The organism is Sphingobium limneticum (assembly GCF_008710165.1).
GTDB classification, from domain to species: domain Bacteria; phylum Pseudomonadota; class Alphaproteobacteria; order Sphingomonadales; family Sphingomonadaceae; genus Sphingobium; species Sphingobium limneticum.
Map to the genome: position 1 here is coordinate 25,876 of NZ_VYQA01000025.1, position 17,888 is coordinate 43,763.

General features: G+C 61.6%; 18 protein-coding genes and 1 pseudogene. 5 read left to right on the forward strand and 14 right to left on the reverse strand.

What is annotated here, in order from left to right:
* Nucleotides 1–156: 156 nt before the first annotated feature.
* From F4U95_RS21800 to F4U95_RS21845, 10 genes are all read right to left on the reverse strand, one after another.
* Nucleotides 157–1,068: an alpha/beta hydrolase family protein gene (locus tag F4U95_RS21800; RefSeq protein ID WP_120252831.1), complete on the reverse strand. Its 912-nt coding sequence runs from the start codon at nucleotides 1,066–1,068 to the stop codon at nucleotides 157–159.
* A 295-nt stretch (nucleotides 1,069–1,363) separates the two neighbouring features.
* Nucleotides 1,364–1,603 (reverse strand): acyl carrier protein, encoded by a 240-nt coding sequence (gene acpP / locus F4U95_RS21805; RefSeq protein ID WP_004206981.1) that lies wholly within the window; start codon nucleotides 1,601–1,603, stop codon nucleotides 1,364–1,366.
* A gap of 102 nt (nucleotides 1,604–1,705) precedes the next feature.
* A complete protein-coding gene (locus F4U95_RS21810) occupies nucleotides 1,706–2,005 on the reverse strand; it encodes a polyhydroxyalkanoic acid system family protein (protein ID WP_004206980.1) in 300 nt (99 codons plus the stop codon).
* 14 nt (nucleotides 2,006–2,019) lie between these two features.
* Nucleotides 2,020–2,445 carry a PaaI family thioesterase gene (locus F4U95_RS21815; protein WP_004206979.1) on the reverse strand — a complete coding sequence of 142 codons (426 nt, stop codon included), beginning with the start codon at nucleotides 2,443–2,445 and terminating at the stop codon, nucleotides 2,020–2,022.
* Between the two features lie 8 nt (nucleotides 2,446–2,453).
* Nucleotides 2,454–3,380 carry an electron transfer flavoprotein subunit alpha/FixB family protein gene (locus tag F4U95_RS21820; RefSeq protein WP_004206978.1) on the reverse strand — a complete coding sequence of 309 codons (927 nt, stop codon included), beginning with the start codon at nucleotides 3,378–3,380 and terminating at the stop codon, nucleotides 2,454–2,456.
* Nucleotides 3,381–3,495: 115 nt separating this feature from the next.
* Nucleotides 3,496–4,239, reverse strand: coding sequence for an electron transfer flavoprotein subunit beta/FixA family protein (locus F4U95_RS21825; protein WP_004206977.1), 744 nt, complete (start codon nucleotides 4,237–4,239; stop codon nucleotides 3,496–3,498).
* A 9-nt stretch (nucleotides 4,240–4,248) separates the two neighbouring features.
* The gene (locus F4U95_RS21830; protein ID WP_164523917.1) at nucleotides 4,249–5,157 is read right to left on the reverse strand and encodes an NAD(P)H-dependent flavin oxidoreductase; all 909 of its coding nucleotides are present in this window, start codon (nucleotides 5,155–5,157) and stop codon (nucleotides 4,249–4,251) included.
* Complete coding sequence (locus F4U95_RS21835) at nucleotides 5,154–6,944, reverse strand: acyl-CoA dehydrogenase C-terminal domain-containing protein (RefSeq protein WP_150426843.1); 1,791 nt, start codon at nucleotides 6,942–6,944, stop codon at nucleotides 5,154–5,156. The genes F4U95_RS21830 and F4U95_RS21835 overlap by 4 nt, the downstream gene beginning before the upstream one ends.
* A 45-nt stretch (nucleotides 6,945–6,989) precedes the next feature.
* Nucleotides 6,990–9,341 (reverse strand): 3-hydroxyacyl-CoA dehydrogenase/enoyl-CoA hydratase family protein, encoded by a 2,352-nt coding sequence (locus F4U95_RS21840; RefSeq protein ID WP_120252830.1) that lies wholly within the window; start codon nucleotides 9,339–9,341, stop codon nucleotides 6,990–6,992.
* Nucleotides 9,338–10,474: a thiolase family protein gene (locus F4U95_RS21845; protein WP_004206969.1), complete on the reverse strand. Its 1,137-nt coding sequence runs from the start codon at nucleotides 10,472–10,474 to the stop codon at nucleotides 9,338–9,340. The genes F4U95_RS21840 and F4U95_RS21845 overlap by 4 nt, the downstream gene beginning before the upstream one ends.
* 282 nt (nucleotides 10,475–10,756) lie before the next feature.
* Between F4U95_RS21845 and F4U95_RS21850 the strand changes: the two genes are divergently transcribed.
* The 5 genes from F4U95_RS21850 to F4U95_RS21870 all read left to right on the forward strand — a co-directional run bounded on the left by F4U95_RS21850 (nucleotide 10,757) and on the right by F4U95_RS21870 (nucleotide 15,585).
* The gene (locus F4U95_RS21850; RefSeq protein ID WP_004206967.1) at nucleotides 10,757–11,401 is read left to right on the forward strand and encodes a DUF3422 family protein; all 645 of its coding nucleotides are present in this window, start codon (nucleotides 10,757–10,759) and stop codon (nucleotides 11,399–11,401) included.
* A gap of 211 nt (nucleotides 11,402–11,612) precedes the next feature.
* Nucleotides 11,613–12,017, forward strand: coding sequence for a DUF2147 domain-containing protein (locus F4U95_RS21855; RefSeq protein WP_026109759.1), 405 nt, complete (start codon nucleotides 11,613–11,615; stop codon nucleotides 12,015–12,017).
* Between the two features lie 32 nt (nucleotides 12,018–12,049).
* On the forward strand, nucleotides 12,050–13,357 hold the full coding sequence (locus F4U95_RS21860; protein ID WP_120252828.1) for an OmpP1/FadL family transporter: 1,308 nt from the start codon (nucleotides 12,050–12,052) through the stop codon (nucleotides 13,355–13,357).
* Entirely contained in the window at nucleotides 13,357–15,033 is a 1,677-nt protein-coding gene (locus tag F4U95_RS21865) for a long-chain-fatty-acid--CoA ligase (RefSeq protein ID WP_425505084.1), read from the forward strand. The genes F4U95_RS21860 and F4U95_RS21865 overlap by 1 nt, the downstream gene beginning before the upstream one ends.
* Before the next feature lie 81 nt (nucleotides 15,034–15,114).
* Entirely contained in the window at nucleotides 15,115–15,585 is a 471-nt protein-coding gene (locus F4U95_RS21870; RefSeq protein WP_120252827.1) for a MerR family transcriptional regulator, read from the forward strand.
* 59 nt (nucleotides 15,586–15,644) lie between these two features.
* On the opposite strand, the gene F4U95_RS21875 is transcribed toward F4U95_RS21870, so the two are convergent.
* The 4 genes and pseudogenes from F4U95_RS21875 to F4U95_RS21890 all read right to left on the reverse strand — a co-directional run.
* A complete protein-coding gene (locus F4U95_RS21875) occupies nucleotides 15,645–15,851 on the reverse strand; it encodes a hypothetical protein (RefSeq protein ID WP_246171677.1) in 207 nt (68 codons plus the stop codon).
* 347 nt (nucleotides 15,852–16,198) lie between these two features.
* Nucleotides 16,199–16,930: pseudogene (locus F4U95_RS21880) on the reverse strand (DUF4158 domain-containing protein); the annotation flags it as partial.
* Nucleotides 16,931–16,934: 4 nt separating this feature from the next.
* Complete coding sequence (locus tag F4U95_RS21885) at nucleotides 16,935–17,444, reverse strand: recombinase family protein (RefSeq protein ID WP_425505086.1); 510 nt, start codon at nucleotides 17,442–17,444, stop codon at nucleotides 16,935–16,937.
* Nucleotides 17,395–17,888 (reverse strand): integrase core domain-containing protein (locus tag F4U95_RS21890; RefSeq protein ID WP_425505085.1); only part of this gene is annotated, 494 nt, incomplete at its 5' end. The genes F4U95_RS21885 and F4U95_RS21890, both read right to left, overlap by 50 nt.

Genomic DNA, 17,888 nt, shown 5'->3' on the forward strand with positions numbered 1-17,888 from the left:
ATGGAACGAGATCGTCAGGGGCACCCCAAGTGCAACCCTCTCGCCCCGGCCGACGCGACCTTGGCGCAACCCAGGGGGAGGTGTTCGAAGCGGACCTCTGCAGGGCTTCATCAGATAGAGATCACCGAGATGGGGATAAACCGGAGGCTGCCTCGACTATTGCTCTGCTTTCGCCGCCGCGAGGATCGCGGCCTCTACCGGCGCCCAGGTGGGGTCCGCAGGCGAAAGCATGTTGAAGTGGCCCGCATTCTCCAGGGTGATCACCGTCGCCTTATCGCCGGCCGACTGTGCGGCTGCTGCATAGGCTTGCGCGGCTGAAGGCTCCAGCACGACGGAAGCGACCATGAATTGAGGCACGGCCAGAGGCAGCCATTCGATCGGATTTGCCTGACGGTAGCGGCCCGCCTGTGCGTCAGGAGCGCCCCCGAACAGGTTGACGAAGATCGGGCGGCCGCAAATATCCTTGTCGAACCCGTACAGGGTTCGCAGGTCGCCTGGGCCGTCGATGGCGACCGCGGCGGAAACCTTCAGTGGATCAGCGCCGCGGACCTCGCTGTCGGCAGGCAATCTGGGACGGGCCGCCAGCCACAGGGCAGCGTGGGCGCCGGCCGAATGTCCCACCGTCACCACATGCTTCAGGTCCAGAGGCTGGGTTCGTGCCAGCACCCTCAAGTGATCGAGCGCCGCTCCCCAATCCTGGAAGGTCCCAGGCCACCCGCCGCGGGTGTCACCAACCTGTCGATACTCTATATTCCATGTCGCCACGCCCTTGTCCGTCAAGGCGCTCGCCAACGGCGCCGTGCCTGCCAGTGTCTCATAGCCTTTGGACCAGCAGCCACCGTGAATGACCATGACGACGGGAAACGGGCCAGGACCTGCAGGCAAGCGCAGTTCACCGATCTGCAGAGGATCAGGACCATAGGCCTCGACGAGCGTCGGAGCGGTGACGGGAAGGGCGTGGAGTTGGGGCGGTCCGATCAGCGCATGTTGGTTATCCGACGGCGTCTGCGCCCAAGCGGTGCTCGTGACAATCAAGACTGTAGCCAGGCCTAATGAACGGTATCGCATGATCTACCTCTTTCATGCATCTTCCCGCTCCGACGTTACCAGCCAGTTCGTCAAATGTGAGAAGACAGCGATTCGTCATTAGATAACATGGTTCGCTATATTCTTTTCGGAAACACCATTCCGTCATCGAGTGGGCAAAGCGATAGATGAAATCCCGTTTCTGGCGCAAAGCATATTGCGGCTATGCGCGATCACGGTAGCCTTGATCATGGAAGTGATACGTCAGGCGACCAAAGAGCTATCTAGATTTCATTGTCGTCGTGAATTGCGGTTTCAGAGGATCGTGGGTTTTATCTCACTTGGCTATCCATGCTTCGACCAGCTTGACCGCATCCTCTACTGTTTTGACCTCACCGGCGGCTTCATCCGGGATAGTGAGTCCGAATTCGTCTTCAAGCGCCATCACAACTTCCAGCACATCGAGACTATCCACGCCGATGTCATCGTAGAAAGACGAAGCAAGGGCAATCTGATCCGGATAGACGCCGAGCTGACGGCTAATGATCCTGAAAACTCGGGGAGCGATTTCTTCCATCACAAAGCCCTCGCGCGGACACTATCGGCTAGGAAACAGGGCAGATTCTCGTAAACTCAATCATCGCAGAGCAACGATATTGTCCTGCGGCCAGTAAATTCATCATGCCTTGCTGAGCATTTTCTCGGCGCTCGTTTTCACAAAATCCGAAATCTGTCCTGACATCATTTTGAGGAACAGCGGTACGCTGACGTCGCCGCGAATCTCGCTATCCTCAATGTCGAGTTGCACCGGGATATTCTGCCCCATCGCCCCGATGACCAAGTGTAGTGCGTAGTCCGATACCCACTCGGAACTGAGCGAACCGCCTCCCGGGATATGCGCTGCCAGCTTGGGCAGGCCGGCCTCGATCCTGCTCTTCGCTTCGATTTTACCAAGGCTGTGCGGGATAACGACTTCCATATCTTCTTTCCTGTTCAGGCCGCCCGATCGACGAGCAGCAAGGTCGATGTCGCGGAGGCATAGAGTTTGCCGGCCATGTCGATCAGACGCGCCTCGGTATGCGCCACCCTCTTGCCCATCGACACCACCTGGCCGATTGCACGGACCATCCCGACCCTGTCGGTCAAGGGCGCATGATAGGCGACCTTGAGTTCGAGCGTGACGCAGTTGATGGGCACTTGGGCCGCGGAGTTCGCCGCGATGCCGCAGGCCGAATCCAGCAGCGTCGCGGCATAGCCACCATGGGCGATGCCCATGAAATTGTAGGTCTGCGAGGTGGGCGTCGCGACAAAGACGACCTTCCCCTCCTCCGCCTCAAGCAGATCGATGTCGAACAGGTCCATCATGGGCGGCCGGGTGCCGGCCGCCATGAACTGTTCGATCTCTTCCAGACCGGTCATCGCTTACCTCAAAGCTTTTCGGTCAGCTCAGGAACGATCTTGAAGAGGTCGCCGACCAGGCCGATATCGGCGACCTGGAAGATGGGCGCGTCCTCATCCTTGTTGATCGCGATGATGGTCTTGCTATCCTTCATGCCAGCAAGGTGCTGAATCGCACCCGATATGCCGACGGCGACATAGACTTCCGGCGCCACGATCTTGCCGGTCTGGCCGACCTGAAAATCGTTGGGCGCATAGCCAGCATCGACCGCCGCGCGGCTTGCGCCCACACCCGCGCCCAGCTTGTCGGCCAGCGGATCGATCACGCCATGAAACTGCCCGGCCGAGCCCAGCGCTCGCCCGCCCGAGACGATGATTTTGGCCGAGGTGAGTTCCGGGCGCTCGGACTGGGCGATCTCGGCACCCACGAAGCTGGAAAGTCCCGCATCCGTGCCCGTCGCAGCCTCGATACTGGCCGAGCCACCCTCGCGGGCCGCCTTCTCGAAGGCTGTGCCACGCACCGTGATAACCTTCTTTGCATCAGACGACTGGACCGTCGCGATCGCATTTCCCGCGTAGATGGGACGCGTAAACGTGTCAGCGCTTTCCACCGACAGGATGTCGCTGACCTGCATCACATCAAGCAAGGCCGCCACGCGCGGCGCGATGTTCTTGCCATTCGAAGTGGAAGGCGCCACGAACGCGTCATAGCCGCGCATCAGGTCCGCGACGGCCGGCGCGACATTCTCGGGCAAAGCGTGTTTGAACGCCGCATCGTCGAACGTTACGACTTTGGCGACACCCGCGACCTTCGCAGCAGCCTCGGCCACGCCGCCGATGCCCGCACCGGCAACCAGCAGATGGACCTCACCAAGTTTGGCAGCGGCGGTGACGGCCGATAGCGTCGCATCCTTGACCGACGCATTGTCATGTTCAACCCAGACGAGCGTATTCATAACTTATTCTCCGAGAAATCCGCCCCCGCTTCATCTCTGTGCGCACAGGATGAAGCGGGGTGCGCCGTCACTTGCATGGGAGAGGTTCGGCAAGTTCGGCGCGTTTGAAAGTTTATCAAATCGCCATTTCCTTGAGCCTGGCGACCAATTCATCGACGTCGGCCACCTTGATGCCCGCCGAGCGCTTGGGGGGTTCGGTCACCTTGAGCGTCTTGAGGCGCGAGGCGATCTCAACACCGAGATCGGCCGGCGTCTTCGTCGCCAGCGGCTTGGATTTGGCCTTCATGATATTGGGCAGGCTCGCATAGCGCGGTTCGTTGAGACGCAGATCGGTCGTCACGATCGCCGGCAGTTTGAGGCTTACGGTCTCCAGACCGCCATCCACCTCACGGGTCACCGCGACAGTCTCGCCCGATACTTCGACCTTGCTGGCGAATGTGCCCTGCCCCCAACCGAGAAGGGCTGCCAGCATCTGGCCGGTCTGATTGGCATCATCGTCGATGGCCTGCTTGCCGAGGATCACCAGGCCCGGAGCCTCCTCGGTGGCGATGGCCTTCAGGATCTTGGCGACGGCGAGCGGCTCGACCTCATCGTCAGTCTGGACGAGGATCGCGCGGTCGGCCCCCATGGCGAGCGCGGTGCGCAGCGTTTCCTGCGCCTTGGCGACGCCGATCGACACCACCACGATTTCGGTCGCGACTCCCTTTTCCTTGAGGCGGATAGCCTCTTCGACGGCGATCTCGTCGAACGGGTTCATCGACATCTTCACGTTCGCCAAATCGACGCCCGTCCCATCCGCCTTCACGCGCGGTTTCACATTATAATCGATAACCCGCTTGACGGGCACAAGCACCTTCATGGATCAATCCTACTCTGATTGTAATGCCGCCTGATATTCGGCAATGAGTCTCTCACAGATGGATCGGGCCGGTTGGACGGCAGTGGTAGCGCCGACACCGTGGCCTGCCGACCAGATCGTCTTCCAGGCCTTGGCCTCCTCCGAAACCGAAAGCGCGCCATGTGGCTCAGGGAGAGTCGCGGCTTCCAGCGAGGGCCGGAGAAAATTGGCCCCGACGCCGGTGACCCGGTCCGTATAGACGATATCCGCTGGTCCGGCCCCGATCACCATGTCTTTCTGTGCCGGCGAGGCGAGACTCTCTTCCGACGCGATGAAGTGGGATCCGATATAGGCAAGATCGGCCCCCATCATCTGCGCGGCCGCGATCTGGTGGCCGCGCGTGATGGCGCCGGAAAGCGCCAGCGGCCCCTGGAAGAAGCGCCGTATCTCGTCAACCAGTGCGAACGGGCTCATCGTGCCGGCATGTCCCCCCGCGCCGGCAGCGACCGCGATCAGACCGTCGACGCCAGCTTCGAGCGCCTTTTCCGCATGACGCACGTTCGTCACGTCGTGAAAGACCAGCCCGCCATAGCCCTGAACCACCTGGACAAGATCCGCGACGGCGCCGAGCGAGGTGATGACCAATGGCACATGGTGCCGAACGATCAGTTCCAGATCGGCGTCGAGCCTCGGATTGCTCTTATGGACGATGAGGTTGACGCCGAAGGGCGCCGCTCCCGGCATGGGAGCCAGCCGCTCCTCGATTTCATCCAGCCATTCACCGAAACCTTGACTGGTGCGCTGGTTGAGCGCCGGGAAAGTACCAAGCAGTCCCGCCTCGCAGCAACTGACGACAAGGTCCGGTCCCGACACAAGGAACATCGGCGCAACGATGGCTGGAATGGCCAGCCGCTTTTCGAGGCTTGCCGGAAGCGTCAAAACACGTCGTCTTCCAGCGCCATCAGCGACTTCTTGCCCGCCTTGATCGCCAGGAAGCTGGCGGTCGCCTGAGGCAGGATACGCTCGAAGAAGAACGTCGCCGTCTTGATCTTGGCATCGTAGAAGCGCTTGTCCTCGCTGCCGAAGAAGAGCTGCAAGCCTGCGATCTTGGTCGCCTTGGCAAAGCAATAGCCCATGGCCACCAGGCCCATCAGACGCAGATAGTCCGCCGACGCCGCGCCCGCCTCTTCGGGATCCTTGAGCGCCCGCTGCGCGACCGTGGCCGTCGAAAGCTGCAGCGCCCCGAACGCCTTGGCGAGCGCCTCGATCATCGGCTTCATCGGTCCGTCGACGTTGTTTTCCTCGATGAAAGCCGACACCGGATGGAAGAAGCTGCGCAGATAGCGGCCCATATGGGCGCCGAGCTTGCGGCCGACGAGATCGAGCGCCTGAACGCCGTTCGTCCCCTCATAGATCATGGTGATCCGGGCATCGCGGGCATATTGCTCGACGCCGCTTTCGCGGATGTAGCCGTGGCCACCATAGCATTGGACCGCAAGGTTCGCGCTGTCGAACGCAAGGTCGGTGAAGAGCGCTTTGACGACGGGGGTCATGAGCGCAATGAAGTCACTCGCACGCTGGCGCACTTCGGGTTCGGGAGAATGTTTTTCCGCGTCCAGGGCGCGCGAGACCCAGGCCGAGAGCGCCCGGCATCCCTCATTATAAGCCCGCATCGTCATCAACATGCGGCGAACATCGGGGTGAACGATGATCGGATCGGCTGCCTGATCGGGATATTTGGGTCCCGAGAGCGCCCGACCCTGAATACGATCTTTCGCATACCAGGCCGCCGCCTGATACGCCGCCTCGCCCACACCCAGGCCCTGGATGCCGACGGAGACACGCTCCGTGTTCATCATCGTGAACATGGCGGCCATGCCCTTGCCAGGCTCACCGACGATCCAGCCGATCGAATCATCAAAGTTCATCTGGCACGTCGCCGACGCCTTGAGACCCATCTTGTGCTCGATCGCGGCGCAGGCGACGCCGTTCGATTGACCGGGAGTACCGTCCTCCCTGGGCAGATATTTGGGGACGAGAAACAAGCTGATGCCCTTCACGCCCTTGGGGGCGTCGGGCAGGCGGGCGAGCACGAGATGGATGATATTCTCGGTCAGGTCATGCTCACCGGCGGAGATGAAGATCTTCGAGCCGGTGACCTTGTAGCTGCCATCGCCCTGCGGGACCGCGCGGCTGCGCAGGAGCCCGAGATCGGTACCGCAATGAGGCTCGGTCAGGCACATCGTGCCGGACCACTGGCCGTTCACCATCTTGGGCAGGTAGGCCTGCTTGAGCGCGTCACTGCCATGGCCCTCGATCGCAGTGGTGGCACCATGGGTGAGGCCCGGGTAGAGGCCGAAGGAGAGGTTGGACGAGCAGATCATCTCCTCGACCAGCTTGTTGACCGCTTCCGGCAGCCCCTGCCCACCCCATTCCGGATCGGATGCGAGCGCGGTCCAGCCACCTTCGGCGAACTGCTTATAGGCTTCGGGGAACCCCGCCGGCGTCCGCACGACGCCGTTTTCCAGATGACACCCCTCCTCGTCGCCCGACCGGTTGATCGGCAACAGGACGTCGCGACAGAAGCGCGCCGCCTCCTCGAGGATCGCATCGGTGAGATCCGGTGTGAACTCCGACAGCGCGGGAATATCCCCGAAGCCGTCATCGGCATGGAGTTCGTTGAGCACGAAGCGCATGTCGCGCAACGGGGCGTCATAGACTTGCATATTTATATCTCCTGACCGGTCGGCCATCCGGCCGCCGGCCGCCAATCAGTTACGCAGCGGCTTGCCGGTGACGAGCATCTGCTCGACGCGCGCCTGGGTCCGCGGGTCGCGCACCAGTTGCATGAAGGCCTCGCGCTCGAGCGCCAGCAGATCCTCTTCGGTCACGATGTCGATGAGATCCTTCTCGCCGCCCGTCAGGACGTCGGCGAGCGCGCCGGATACGACACCATCGTAAGATGTGGCGAGGCCACGGGCCTGGAAGCCTTCGACAGCCATCGAAAGAGCGGACTTGCCTCCCGCGCCAGGCAAGCGGAATTCCGGAGCCACAGGCGGTTTGTAACCGTCGGCCAGTTCCAGTGCCTTCGCCTTGGCGTCCGCCAGCAGACGGTCCCGGTTCATCGTAATGCCGTCCGAGGGACGCAGGAAGCCATGCTCCTTCGCCTCGGCGGCCGACTTTGCCACAGTGGCTGTCGATACCGTCTCGAAGACCTTGGCTACGGCCGGCATCGGCCCCTTGGGCATGCCGGGACTGGAGCGCCAGCGATCGATCATTTCACCGCATCCGCCCCAGCCAGGGATCAGACCCACGCCGCACTCGACCAGACCCACATAGCTTTCGGCATGGGCCTGCACGGCATCACTGTTGAGCAGGATCTCGCAACCGCCGCCCAATGCCATCCCGGCCGGAGCGCTCACGACCGGGAACAGCGCATATTTGAGCGCCTTGTAGGCCTGCTGCCCGCCCGCGACGAGCTTTTCGATCTCGCCCCATGCCGCGATGTTCAGTGCGAACAGAGCAAGACCGAGATTGGCGCCGGCGGAGAAATTGCTGCCCTCATTATAGACGACGAGCGCCTTGAACTTGTCCTGCACGACCGGGATCGCCTGACCGATCAGCTTCATCACATCGCCGTCGAGCGCGTTCATCTTGCCGGTGAACTCAAGGCAGGCAACGCCGTCGCCGACATCCCAGAGTGCCGCCGAACCATTTTTGAGGATCGGCTGGCTATGGAGCTTGATGTCTTCCAGCAGCAGCACGCCCTCGGGCCGCACGACATCATGATAGTCGCCGGCGGCATCGAGATATTGCCGACGGCCGTCCTGCACCCGGTAGAAAGGCCGATCTCCGGCTACCTTGAGGATCGCGGGAACATCCCGCCCCTCGGCGGCCAGCCGTTCGGCGAGCTTGCCCGGCCCGAGGCGATCGATCAGTTCGAACGGCCCGAACTTCCAGTTGTAGCCGAGCTTCATCGCGTCATCGATGCCGACGATGTTGTCCGCAGCTTCACCGACCAGACTCGCGGCATAGGAAAGAACCTTGCCGAGAATTTCCCAGGCATAGGCGCCGACCTTGCCGGGCGCAGCAACCAATGCTGCCAGGTCCTTCTCGGCCCGGCCCGGCAAGGAAGCCGGCTTCACCGATACGCGATATTCGCCGGTCGCGAGATCGAGCGCTTTCTTGGTCTTCGTCGCCTTGTCGAACGCGTAGAAACCGCCCTTGCCCTTCCGCCCGGTAAAGCCTTCCGCGATCATCCTGTCGACGAGCGGCATCGGCCTCACCGTGTCGAAATAGGCGTCACCTGCCGGCAGCGTCGAGGACAGGCTCTTCGTGAGCAGCGGCATGAGGTCGACGCCAACGAGATCGACAAGGCCGAAAATGCCGGTCTTGGGCACGCCCATCGGCTTTCCGCCGATCTGGTCGGCTTCCTCCACCGTCAGCCCCTGGTCCATCGCGGCATTGATCGCGACGGCCAGCCAGTAGGTACCGATGCGATTGGCGATGAAGCCCGGCGTGTCCCGCGCCGGCACGATGCGCTTGCCGAGCTTTCGATCGACGAAATCCGAGACGCGCCTCGCCACAGCCGTATCAGTGTCGGGGCCGGTCACGATTTCGATGAGCCGCATGTAGCGCGGCGGATTGAAGAAATGGGTGATCAGGAAGTCCTGTTTGAACTGATCGTTCCGCCCCTCGACCAGATGGCCAAGCGGAATCGTCGAGGTATTGGACGATACCGCCGTGCCCGGACGCTTGAGCTGCTCGAGCTTGGCGTAGAGCGCCTGCTTGATGTCGAGCCGTTCGACGATCGCCTCGACGATCCAGTCGCATTCGGCCACCCGCTCGAGATGGTCGTCGATATTGCCCGTTTCAACGAGCTTCGCCGCAGCCTTCGACATGAAGGGCGCCGGATCGGTCTTCAGCATCTTCGCGACCGCACCCTTCGCCACGGCGTCACGATCGCCGCCCTCCTTGGGCACGATATCGAGCAGCAGCACCGGCACGCCGGCATTGGCGACCTGCGCTGCGATGCCGGCGCCCATGACGCCTGCGCCGATCACGCAGACCTTTTTGATGGTTTCCGGCGGGGCGCCGACTGGCTTGATGGCCTGCTCGCTCATTCCGCCGCCTCCAGCACGGTGGCGATGCCCTGACCGCCGCCGATGCACTGGGTGGCAAGCGCATAGCTGCCGCCTTCGCGCTTCAGCAGAGCCGCGGCCTTGCCCACGATCCGCGCACCGGTCGCCCCCAGAGGGTGGCCTATCGCGATGGCGCCGCCGTCCAGATTGACCTTCGACTGGTCAAGCCCCAGGTCGCTGATGCAGGCCAGTGACTGGCTCGCAAAGGCTTCGTTGAGCTCGACAACGTCAAGCTGGTCCACACTGAGCCCCGCCCGCTGCAGCGCCTTGCGCGAGGCCTCGACCGGTCCGATGCCCATGATCTCCGGCTGGCAGCCAGAGACAGCAACCGACTTGATGCGGGCAAGGATCGGCAGTCCATGCGCGCGCGCATAATCCTCGCTCGTGACCAGGATTGCGCTTGCGCCATCGGTCAGCGGCGAGGACGTTCCCGCCGTTACCGTGCCGTCCTGGCTGAAGGCCGGCTTCAGCCCGGCGAGGGTTTCCGTCGTCGTGCCGGCACGCGGCGTGCCATCCTTGTCGACCACGCCCGCCTTGGTGGTGATCGGCACGATCTCGGCCTCGAGCTTGCCGGCCGCGATAGCCGCGGCCGCCTTGTCCTGACTGGCGACCGCAAAGGCTTCCTGCTGGGCACGGGTGATCTGATATTTGGTCGCGACATTCTCCGCCGTGTCGCCCATGCCCATATAGGCGGCGCTCTTCTTCGCGAGCTCGGGGTTCGGCAGCGGATTGAACCCCATCATCGGCACGCGGCTCATCGACTCCACGCCCGCGCAGATGAAGGCCTCGCCGGCGCCAAGCTGAATCTGGCCCGCAGCGATGTGGACCGAGCTCATCGACGATCCGCAGAAGCGATTAACGGTCATGCCGCCGACAGAGAGCGGCAGGTCGGCGAGAAGACCGATAAGGCGCGCGATGTTGAAGCCCTGCTCGCCTTCAGGAAAAGCGCAGCCCAGCACGATATCCTCGATATCTTCGGCCTTCACGCCGGTCTGCTGAATCAGTCCGCGAATGACCTGAGCGGCCAGATCGTCAGGGCGGACGCGCGCCAGCGCGCCCTTGCCTGCCAGGTGAAAGGGGGACCGGGCATAGCCCGCAACAACCACATTACGCATCGATGATAGCCTCTCCAGGGAATCGGACATCTGATTACCTAATGGTGCGTGAAATGACGTTTACGTCAACTAAAATCTTTGACACTCTTCTCACGCCGTCGAGGGAATCGTCATGCACCGGTTCCCGGGAGGCTTGATATCGGAGGTCTTGGCCGAGGAACGTACGGATGCTCGCCAGTGAAAAACCGCGCACTCTCATCCCGGCGATGATGCTCGCGCCCGTCTTATCGACGGCTGCGCCTCTCCCCAAGCGCCACTGCACCTGTTTTCGAAGGCGCACACATGCGATTTTCTGAGCATCCCCTCCGGCGTCAGATCGTCGGCGAAATGCATCTGCGCCGTTTTCCTGCACTCGAATTGCCCGCCATGGCATTTCAGACGGTTCGCCTGGTCGATGAGAATGACCGGGAGAAGGAATGGCTGATCCTGGAGCAGCGATGTGCCTCTGGACTCGATCGCAACCTGCGCCACCTGGAAACGGAGTGGTCCGCCAACGGGCGGCTGGCCTGGGAAAGGCACAGTGAAGCGGTCACCACGACGCTAACGTCAACCTCGGTCAGCGCGGACGCGCAGTTCTGGTCTGCTCCCGACGTCGGCCCCTTCAGTGATACCTTGCAGTGGATGGAAACGCTGCCGGGCCTGGTCATCCGCGCAACCCACATCGTCGTTGTGGCGAACGATAGCTACGCCGAGCCGGTTGTCGATCGGGCCGACTTCCATCCGGGCCATCTCGTCTCCTGCATCATCGGGGATAGCGTCCGGATCTGGAGCGACTTTCGCATTCACGCCGGCGGCTACGGGCGCCTGGTCGTTGCCGCGAACGGGGCGGCTGACGGCGAAGTGTCGCGTTCCATCCAGCGCATTCAGGAACTGGGCAATTATCGCAATCTTTCCTTGCTTGAAGGCACGCACAGATCAATAGCTTGACGGCGTCACACACGAACACGCCCGAACCCTGACGACGGGGCCAGCAGCGCCTGACCCCTCCAATTCGCACACAACCTAATAGGCATTTTGATGACGCATTGAGCTATTGACTTACCTATACGTCATCGAGATGGTTATGGGACGCTGATTTGCCGCATATTGGCTCCAGACGTGAAACAGACGGTCGCCTGAAGGCGCGCGGAGAGGAACAATGTCGATCATTCTGACACTACTGGCTTCGAGCACTGCATTGCCCGCCGACACCGTTGTCGGTCGCTGGCAAACCGAGAGCCGTCATGGCGTCGTGGAAATCACCCGCTGCGGGCAATCGATCTGCGGTGCCTTGATCAGTTCCGACGGGATCAAAGCCAACCCCGAACTACGTGACGAAAAGAACAAGACCGCTGCGTTGCGCGGTCGTCCGCTTCGTGGATTGCAGATTCTGCAGGGTTTTACGTGGAAGTCGGGCAGTTGGTCGGGTGGTTCCATCTACAACGCTGAGGATGGCGGTACATACAGCGCGACGGTCACGTTAGCCGATCGGGATCATTTGCGCCTCAAGGGCTGCATCGTCTGGCCCCTGTGCAAGACGCAGACATGGACGCGCCTCCGATAAGCACGAGGAATTTGACAATCACGAAAGGGGAGATGGGCGTGGCAGGCAAAAATTGGAAAGTTGGGATCGCAACATCGGCCGTGGCGGCTGGATTGCTCGCGCCGCAAGCCGCGAGCGCGCAGGCCTTTTACCTTCAGGAACAATCGTCCAGAGGTGCCGGACGAGCCTTTTCGGGCGAGGTCGCCGACCAGGGCGTACAGTCCCTCTGGTGGAATCCGGCTGCGATCGCAGGCATGGAAGGAGTCGATGCCCACCAGGCCGTAAGCGTAATCCTTCCCAAAGGGTCGGTTGACAATGTCAACACGCTCATTGTCCGTCCCGGGCAGTCGGCTGCGGCTGTAGGCGGGAGCCAACGCTCTCGTGATCCGATCAATAATGGCGTACTACCCTCCGGCGCGATAGCCGTCGGCCTGACATCACGGCTCGCTTTGGGGCTGACCGTCGCCTCCCCTTATAGCTTCACAACCAATTATGATGCCGACAGCTGGGCACGGTATAGCGCCGACAAGACCAAGCTGCGAACATACGACATCCAGCCATCGATCGCCTACCTCGTTACGCCAAATCTCAGCATCGGCGCCGCGCTTAATATCGAATATGCCGACGCATCATTGTCCAACTATCTGCCGAACCTATCGCCTCTTCTCGCCGACGGCCACCAGGAGCTGAAAGGCAATGGTTGGGATCTTGGCTGGTCGGCCGGGCTGCAATATCGCACCGGCCCCATGCAACTGGGCGCCAGCTACAAGTCGAGCGTGAAGCATAATCTCGACGGTTCGGTGACGACGACTGGTCTTCTTGGTCCGCTCGCCGGGCAAAACAGCGTAGTGAATGCAAACGCCACGTTCGAGACCCCCTGGCAGGCGATCTTCGGAGCGCGCGTGGCGGTGTCGCCCAAGGTCACCCTCAACGGTCAGGTGACCCGCATGGGTTGGTCGAAATTCGACGCTATCCGGCTCGGCGCGCCGCTCAACGTTTCAATCCCGGAAAATTACCGGGACACTTGGAGCTTCGCAGGCGGCATCGATTACGCGGTCACACCAGCCTGGACCGTTCGTGCCGGCGTTCAACACGCCCAGACCCCGACGCGCAACGGCAATCGGGACGCTCGAGTGCCTGACAGCAACCGTTGGAATTTCGCTGCCGGCACAAGCTATGCCGTGTCTTCCCGGTTCACGCTCGATGCGGGCGCAGCGTATATTACGTTCAAGGATACGACTATTGATCGCACGACAGCGGCCTATGCCGGCACGGCCGTGCAGACGCCGATCCTGATGGACGGCAAGCTCGAGGACGCGCACGCCGTCGTGCTGTCGCTCGGCGGACGTTTCCACTTCTGATGCTGGAGATCGCCATGCCCCAGCCCGCCATCAGCGCCTTCCCGTCGATACCGGAACCGGCAATTCCGCCACGGCTCCTGACCGACCTCCTCGACAATGCGTTGAACCTTTATCCCGAACGCGTCGCCATCGACTTTCTCGGGCGAACCTGGACTTATGCGCAGGTGGGGCAACTCGTTCGCCGTGCAGCACGTGGATTGCAGGATCAGGGGCTGCGTAAGGGCGATCGGTTCGGCCTGTGCCTGCCGAACTGCCCCTATTTCGCGATATTGTACTTCGCGGCGCTGCGCGTGGGTGCGATCGTGGTCAACTTCAACCCGCTCTACACGGAGCGCGAACTGGAGCATCAGATCCGGGACTCGGGAACGCGCATGATGGCGGTACCGGACGTCCGGATAATCCACGAGAAAGTGCAAGCCGTCGCGCCACGTGCCGGGCTGGACAAGATCGTGTTGTGCGGCATGAGGGATATGCTGCCCTGGCTGCAAGGCCTGGGCTTTGCGCTATTCAAGCGAAAAGACCACGCGCGGATACTCGACGAAGGCCTTCATGTCCGGCTCAAGGCGCTTCTCGCCCATGATGCCGAACCTGACGCGGTAGAACGTCACCCTGATGATGTCGCGGTCCTTCAATATACCGGAGGCACAACCGGCGTGCCCAAGGGCGCAATGCTGACCCACGCCAACCTCACGGCGAACAGCGCCCAGATGGTGGTGCATGTGGGAGGACTTCGCCCGCAGCAGGAGAGAACTCTCGGCGTCCTGCCCATGTTTCACGTCTTCGCACTCACGACGGTGCTCAACTTCTCAGTCGAAATCGGCGCCGAAATCGTCCTGCTGCCACGGTTTGAGATGAAGCAGGTTCTCAACACGATGAAGCGCAAGCCGCCGACACAGTTCTTCGGCGTGCCTACGATCTATGTTGCCCTGAACGCGCTTCCGGACGACGAGATACCCGATCTCTCGGCCGTGCGCGCCTGTATATCCGGCGGCGCACCGCTCCCGCTCGAGGTACGCGAGGAGTTCGAGGCACGCACGCGTGCCAGGGTCGTGGAAGGATATGGGCTCTCCGAAACCGCCCCGATCATCGCCTGCAACCCGTTGTTTGGGACGGTGAAGGACAATAGCTGCGGCCCAAGTTTCCCCGGCACCATCATCGAGATCCGAGATCCGGAGGATCCCTCGCGGGTTCTTCCCCAGGGAGAACGCGGAGAAGTGTGCGCCCGCGGCCCTCAGGTGATGAAGGGCTATTGGCAGCGCCCTGCAGAAACCAGTGCTGTCTTCGTCGATGGCGCGCTACGAACCGGCGATATCGGCTATTTTGATGAGGATGGCTATCTCTTCCTCGTCGACCGCATCAAGGACATCATCTTCTGTGGCGGATATAATGTATATCCCCGGATCATCGAGGATGCGGCCTACCAGCACCCGGCGGTAAAGGAGGCGATCGCAATCGCGATTCCTGACGCCTACAGAGGTCAATCTCCCAAGTTGTTCATCGCGCTGCACGAGGGATCGAACCTGACCGTCGATGAACTCAAGGTCTTTTTGCAGGATCGCCTCAGCAAGATCGAGATGCCCAAGGCCTTCGCATTCCGGGACAGCCTGCCCAAGACGTTGATCGGCAAACTTTCGAAGAAGGATTTGATCGAGGAGGAGAACAAAAAGCTCGCCTGAGCCTCTATCCCCTGTCAAGCTACGAGGCTTATGCGCTTGAGTGGTAGGGTAGCCGTGATTGGAGGACAGGGAGTGGATGGCATGGGGAACTCGCTCCACCTCGCCGAGGACGATGAAACGCTTAAGGACGCGGATCGCGACAACCCCACGCACAAGGAGAGAACCCGCGCAAAGGATGCGGATTTACAAGTGTACGGCATCCAGGATGTCGCTCAGGAACTCGGACTGACACTTCGCACGCTACGCTTCTACGAAAAGGAGGGGCTTATCGCCCCTCAACGGGTAGGCAGTACCCGGGCATATTCCAGGCGTGAGATCGGACGCATACAGCTGATTTTGCGCGGCAAACGCCTTGGCTTCTCCATCAAGGAAATCAAGGAGTTTCTCGATCTCTACGATGCCGATCCCGAGCATAAGGAGCAAATGGAGCGATTGATTGCCCGCATCCGGGAAAGGTTGGTCGACTTGAAGACGCAGCGCTCTGCGCTCGACCTGACAATCGACGAGCTTACAACCATCGAAGTGGAAGCGATGGCAAAGTTGCAGCGATAATTTGGTCATCCCATTCTCTAACCGAGCGGTAACGCTTGATCGCGGCGCCCCCGATCCAATCAAGCCGTCCAGCGACGAGCGCCGCGCCGATCGCTAAGGCCGCCCCAGAACCGCGCCATGATCATCCAGGCGATGCCCGACGCGGTCATCGCCCCGCCGACCTGCCATGGCTCGAGGCCAAGCACGCGCGCGATGGGGCCCGCGAGCGCCACGAACGACATCATCGCCATCGAGCAGACGAAGGTCTCGAACATCAGTGGCTTCATGCTGAAAGCGCCTGATGCTTCCTCCCCCACTTGTTCGTCGCCTGTCGCTGTCGCAGCTTCGGTCATGCTGCTTCGTCCCGTGATGCGACCGGCGAACGGCCACCATTCCAGAGCAGCGCCGTCGAGACGGCATAGACAACGAGCCAGCCGAGGTTGAACGCGGCGCCGTCAAGCCAGGTGTGCGCCGGCTCGGGCAGGATGCGCGCGATCAGCATGCCGATCGCGACCAGCGAGACGGGATTGGCCAGCGCTGCGAACCAGCGTGGCCAGGCGGTGCGGCCCAGCGCGATGACGATCCCGAGGAGCAGCAGCGCCAGGCCCAGCGTCACGATCGGCATCAACCAGGCGATGAGCAGGACAGGCTCCAAGCCGATTGCCCGCAATGTGGACAATCGCTCGAGAATTTCCGCGAAGGCACGTCGTCCCGGTCTACCGGGTGGTTGGCGGATCCAGGCAAGAATGCTGATGCGGCCTGCATTGTGCTGCAGCAGCAGCGAGTCCAGCAGGCCGCATTGCACTGAAGTCAGACTTCCCGTCAGCAGGTCGCCCACGTTCCGCTCGGCATCTAACAGAGCCTTGCTCACCATGCGTTCCAGGGACGTGATACCGGGCACGATTATCTGCCGGCGGCGGAATTCTTCCATCAGGATCCACGCGAGATCGATTCCACCGACCATGGTCAGTGCGATCGGCAAGAGCCAAGCCTGCAGTTCTGCATGGATCGGACGGCTCAATTGCCGGAAACCGAATACCTCGCGCAGCGTATCGAGTTGCTCATACCGGGTGGGACCACGCGTGGCATAATCGGCAAGCGCGTCCGGCTCGACGCCAAGCTGATCCCCGACGAACCTGAGAGGAGCATCAGGGATGAATTCGCCGGGTTTCAGCAATCGGCCAGGATATCGCAAGGTGCAGAGCTGCAGCGCAAAACCGAGGCGGTTGTGGGGACGCCTCCGGCTCGTGATGACGCGCAGATCTGCGGAACTGAGCGTCCAGTATCGCACCAGATCTGGCTCGCTCTCCGGCAAGGCGAACAACTCGGCGTGTTGCGCCTCGGTCAGAACAGAGCGGCGGGGCATCGGTTCAGGCCTTGACCGGTCCCGTCCAGCCAATGCGATCGAGCGTGCCGATGAGGGTCGATCGCGGCACCTTGAATGATCGGCACACCGACGCCTTGCTTGCGCCGGCATCGAGGGCTGCCGTGATCTGCTCGATCGTTTCCGCGTCAATGCTGGGCGGCCGGCCCCCGCGCCGGCCCCGTCGTCGAGCTGCGACCAAGCCTGCCATCACCCGCTCACGCGTGAGCGCGCGTTCATATTGGGCGAGCGCGCCGAAGAGCGAAAACAGCAATTCACCATGGGGCGTGCTTGTGTCCATCTGCTCCGTTAGCGATCGGAAGGCCACACCTCGATTTTTCAGATCGGTTATGATCGCCAGAAGATTGGTCAATGATCGCCCGAGACGGTCGAGTTTCCAAACGACCAAGGTGTCGCCGGCCTTCAGGAATTCGAGGCAAGTGACCTGCCCCCCGGCGGCCCCTCGATCATAACGAGAGTCTTGCGGTTGAATATTCCGGTATGCTCGCCTGCACAAGCGCGCCGGGCGTGATGCTATCGTCCTGCACGAACGTCCGACGCGCTTGTGCAGGCGTTCGATTTCCCAACGATGAGTGGGGGCGAACATGGTTGTAGTCGTAGCGCCAGATGGCCAGCTTCCGGCGGGCGTCAGCCAAGCTGTCGAACAGCTCCTCGTTGAGCAGCTCATCGCGCAATGAGCCGTTGAAGCTCTCGATGAAGCCGTTCTGCTGGGGCTTACCGGGATCGATGTAATGCCACTCGACCTTGTTCTGACTGGCCCATTGCAGGATCGCCCGGCTCGTAAATTCAGTGCCATAGCACATTGGGAAGCGGCCCCTCGAAGGGGCGCACTGCCTTGATGAAGGCAAGGGCGCGTAGCGCCCGCAGGCTTCATCAAGGCGGTCATGATCGGCCCGCAGGTCTCTAAAGTGAAGTTGTCGACTCAACCCTTTGGAGACAG

Excerpts from the sequence above, each read along its gene's own strand:
- F4U95_RS21800 (WP_120252831.1), bottom strand. The coding sequence starts at position 1,068 with ATGCGATACCGTTCATTAGGCCTGGCTACAGTCTTGATTGTCACGAGC.
- acpP (WP_004206981.1), bottom strand. The coding sequence starts at position 1,603 with ATGGAAGAAATCGCTCCCCGAGTTTTCAGGATCATTAGCCGTCAGCTC.
- F4U95_RS21810 (WP_004206980.1), bottom strand. The coding sequence starts at position 2,005 with ATGGAAGTCGTTATCCCGCACAGCCTTGGTAAAATCGAAGCGAAGAGC.
- F4U95_RS21815 (WP_004206979.1), bottom strand. The coding sequence starts at position 2,445 with ATGACCGGTCTGGAAGAGATCGAACAGTTCATGGCGGCCGGCACCCGG.
- F4U95_RS21820 (WP_004206978.1), bottom strand. The coding sequence starts at position 3,380 with ATGAATACGCTCGTCTGGGTTGAACATGACAATGCGTCGGTCAAGGAT.
- F4U95_RS21825 (WP_004206977.1), bottom strand. The coding sequence starts at position 4,239 with ATGAAGGTGCTTGTGCCCGTCAAGCGGGTTATCGATTATAATGTGAAA.
- F4U95_RS21835 (WP_150426843.1), bottom strand. The coding sequence starts at position 6,944 with ATGCAAGTCTATGACGCCCCGTTGCGCGACATGCGCTTCGTGCTCAAC.
- F4U95_RS21840 (WP_120252830.1), bottom strand. The coding sequence starts at position 9,341 with ATGAGCGAGCAGGCCATCAAGCCAGTCGGCGCCCCGCCGGAAACCATC.
- F4U95_RS21845 (WP_004206969.1), bottom strand. The coding sequence starts at position 10,474 with ATGCGTAATGTGGTTGTTGCGGGCTATGCCCGGTCCCCCTTTCACCTG.
- F4U95_RS21850 (WP_004206967.1), top strand. The coding sequence starts at position 10,757 with ATGCGATTTTCTGAGCATCCCCTCCGGCGTCAGATCGTCGGCGAAATG.
- F4U95_RS21855 (WP_026109759.1), top strand. The coding sequence starts at position 11,613 with ATGTCGATCATTCTGACACTACTGGCTTCGAGCACTGCATTGCCCGCC.
- F4U95_RS21860 (WP_120252828.1), top strand. The coding sequence starts at position 12,050 with ATGGGCGTGGCAGGCAAAAATTGGAAAGTTGGGATCGCAACATCGGCC.
- F4U95_RS21865 (WP_425505084.1), top strand. The coding sequence starts at position 13,357 with ATGCTGGAGATCGCCATGCCCCAGCCCGCCATCAGCGCCTTCCCGTCG.
- F4U95_RS21870 (WP_120252827.1), top strand. The coding sequence starts at position 15,115 with ATGGGGAACTCGCTCCACCTCGCCGAGGACGATGAAACGCTTAAGGAC.
- F4U95_RS21875 (WP_246171677.1), bottom strand. The coding sequence starts at position 15,851 with ATGAAGCCACTGATGTTCGAGACCTTCGTCTGCTCGATGGCGATGATG.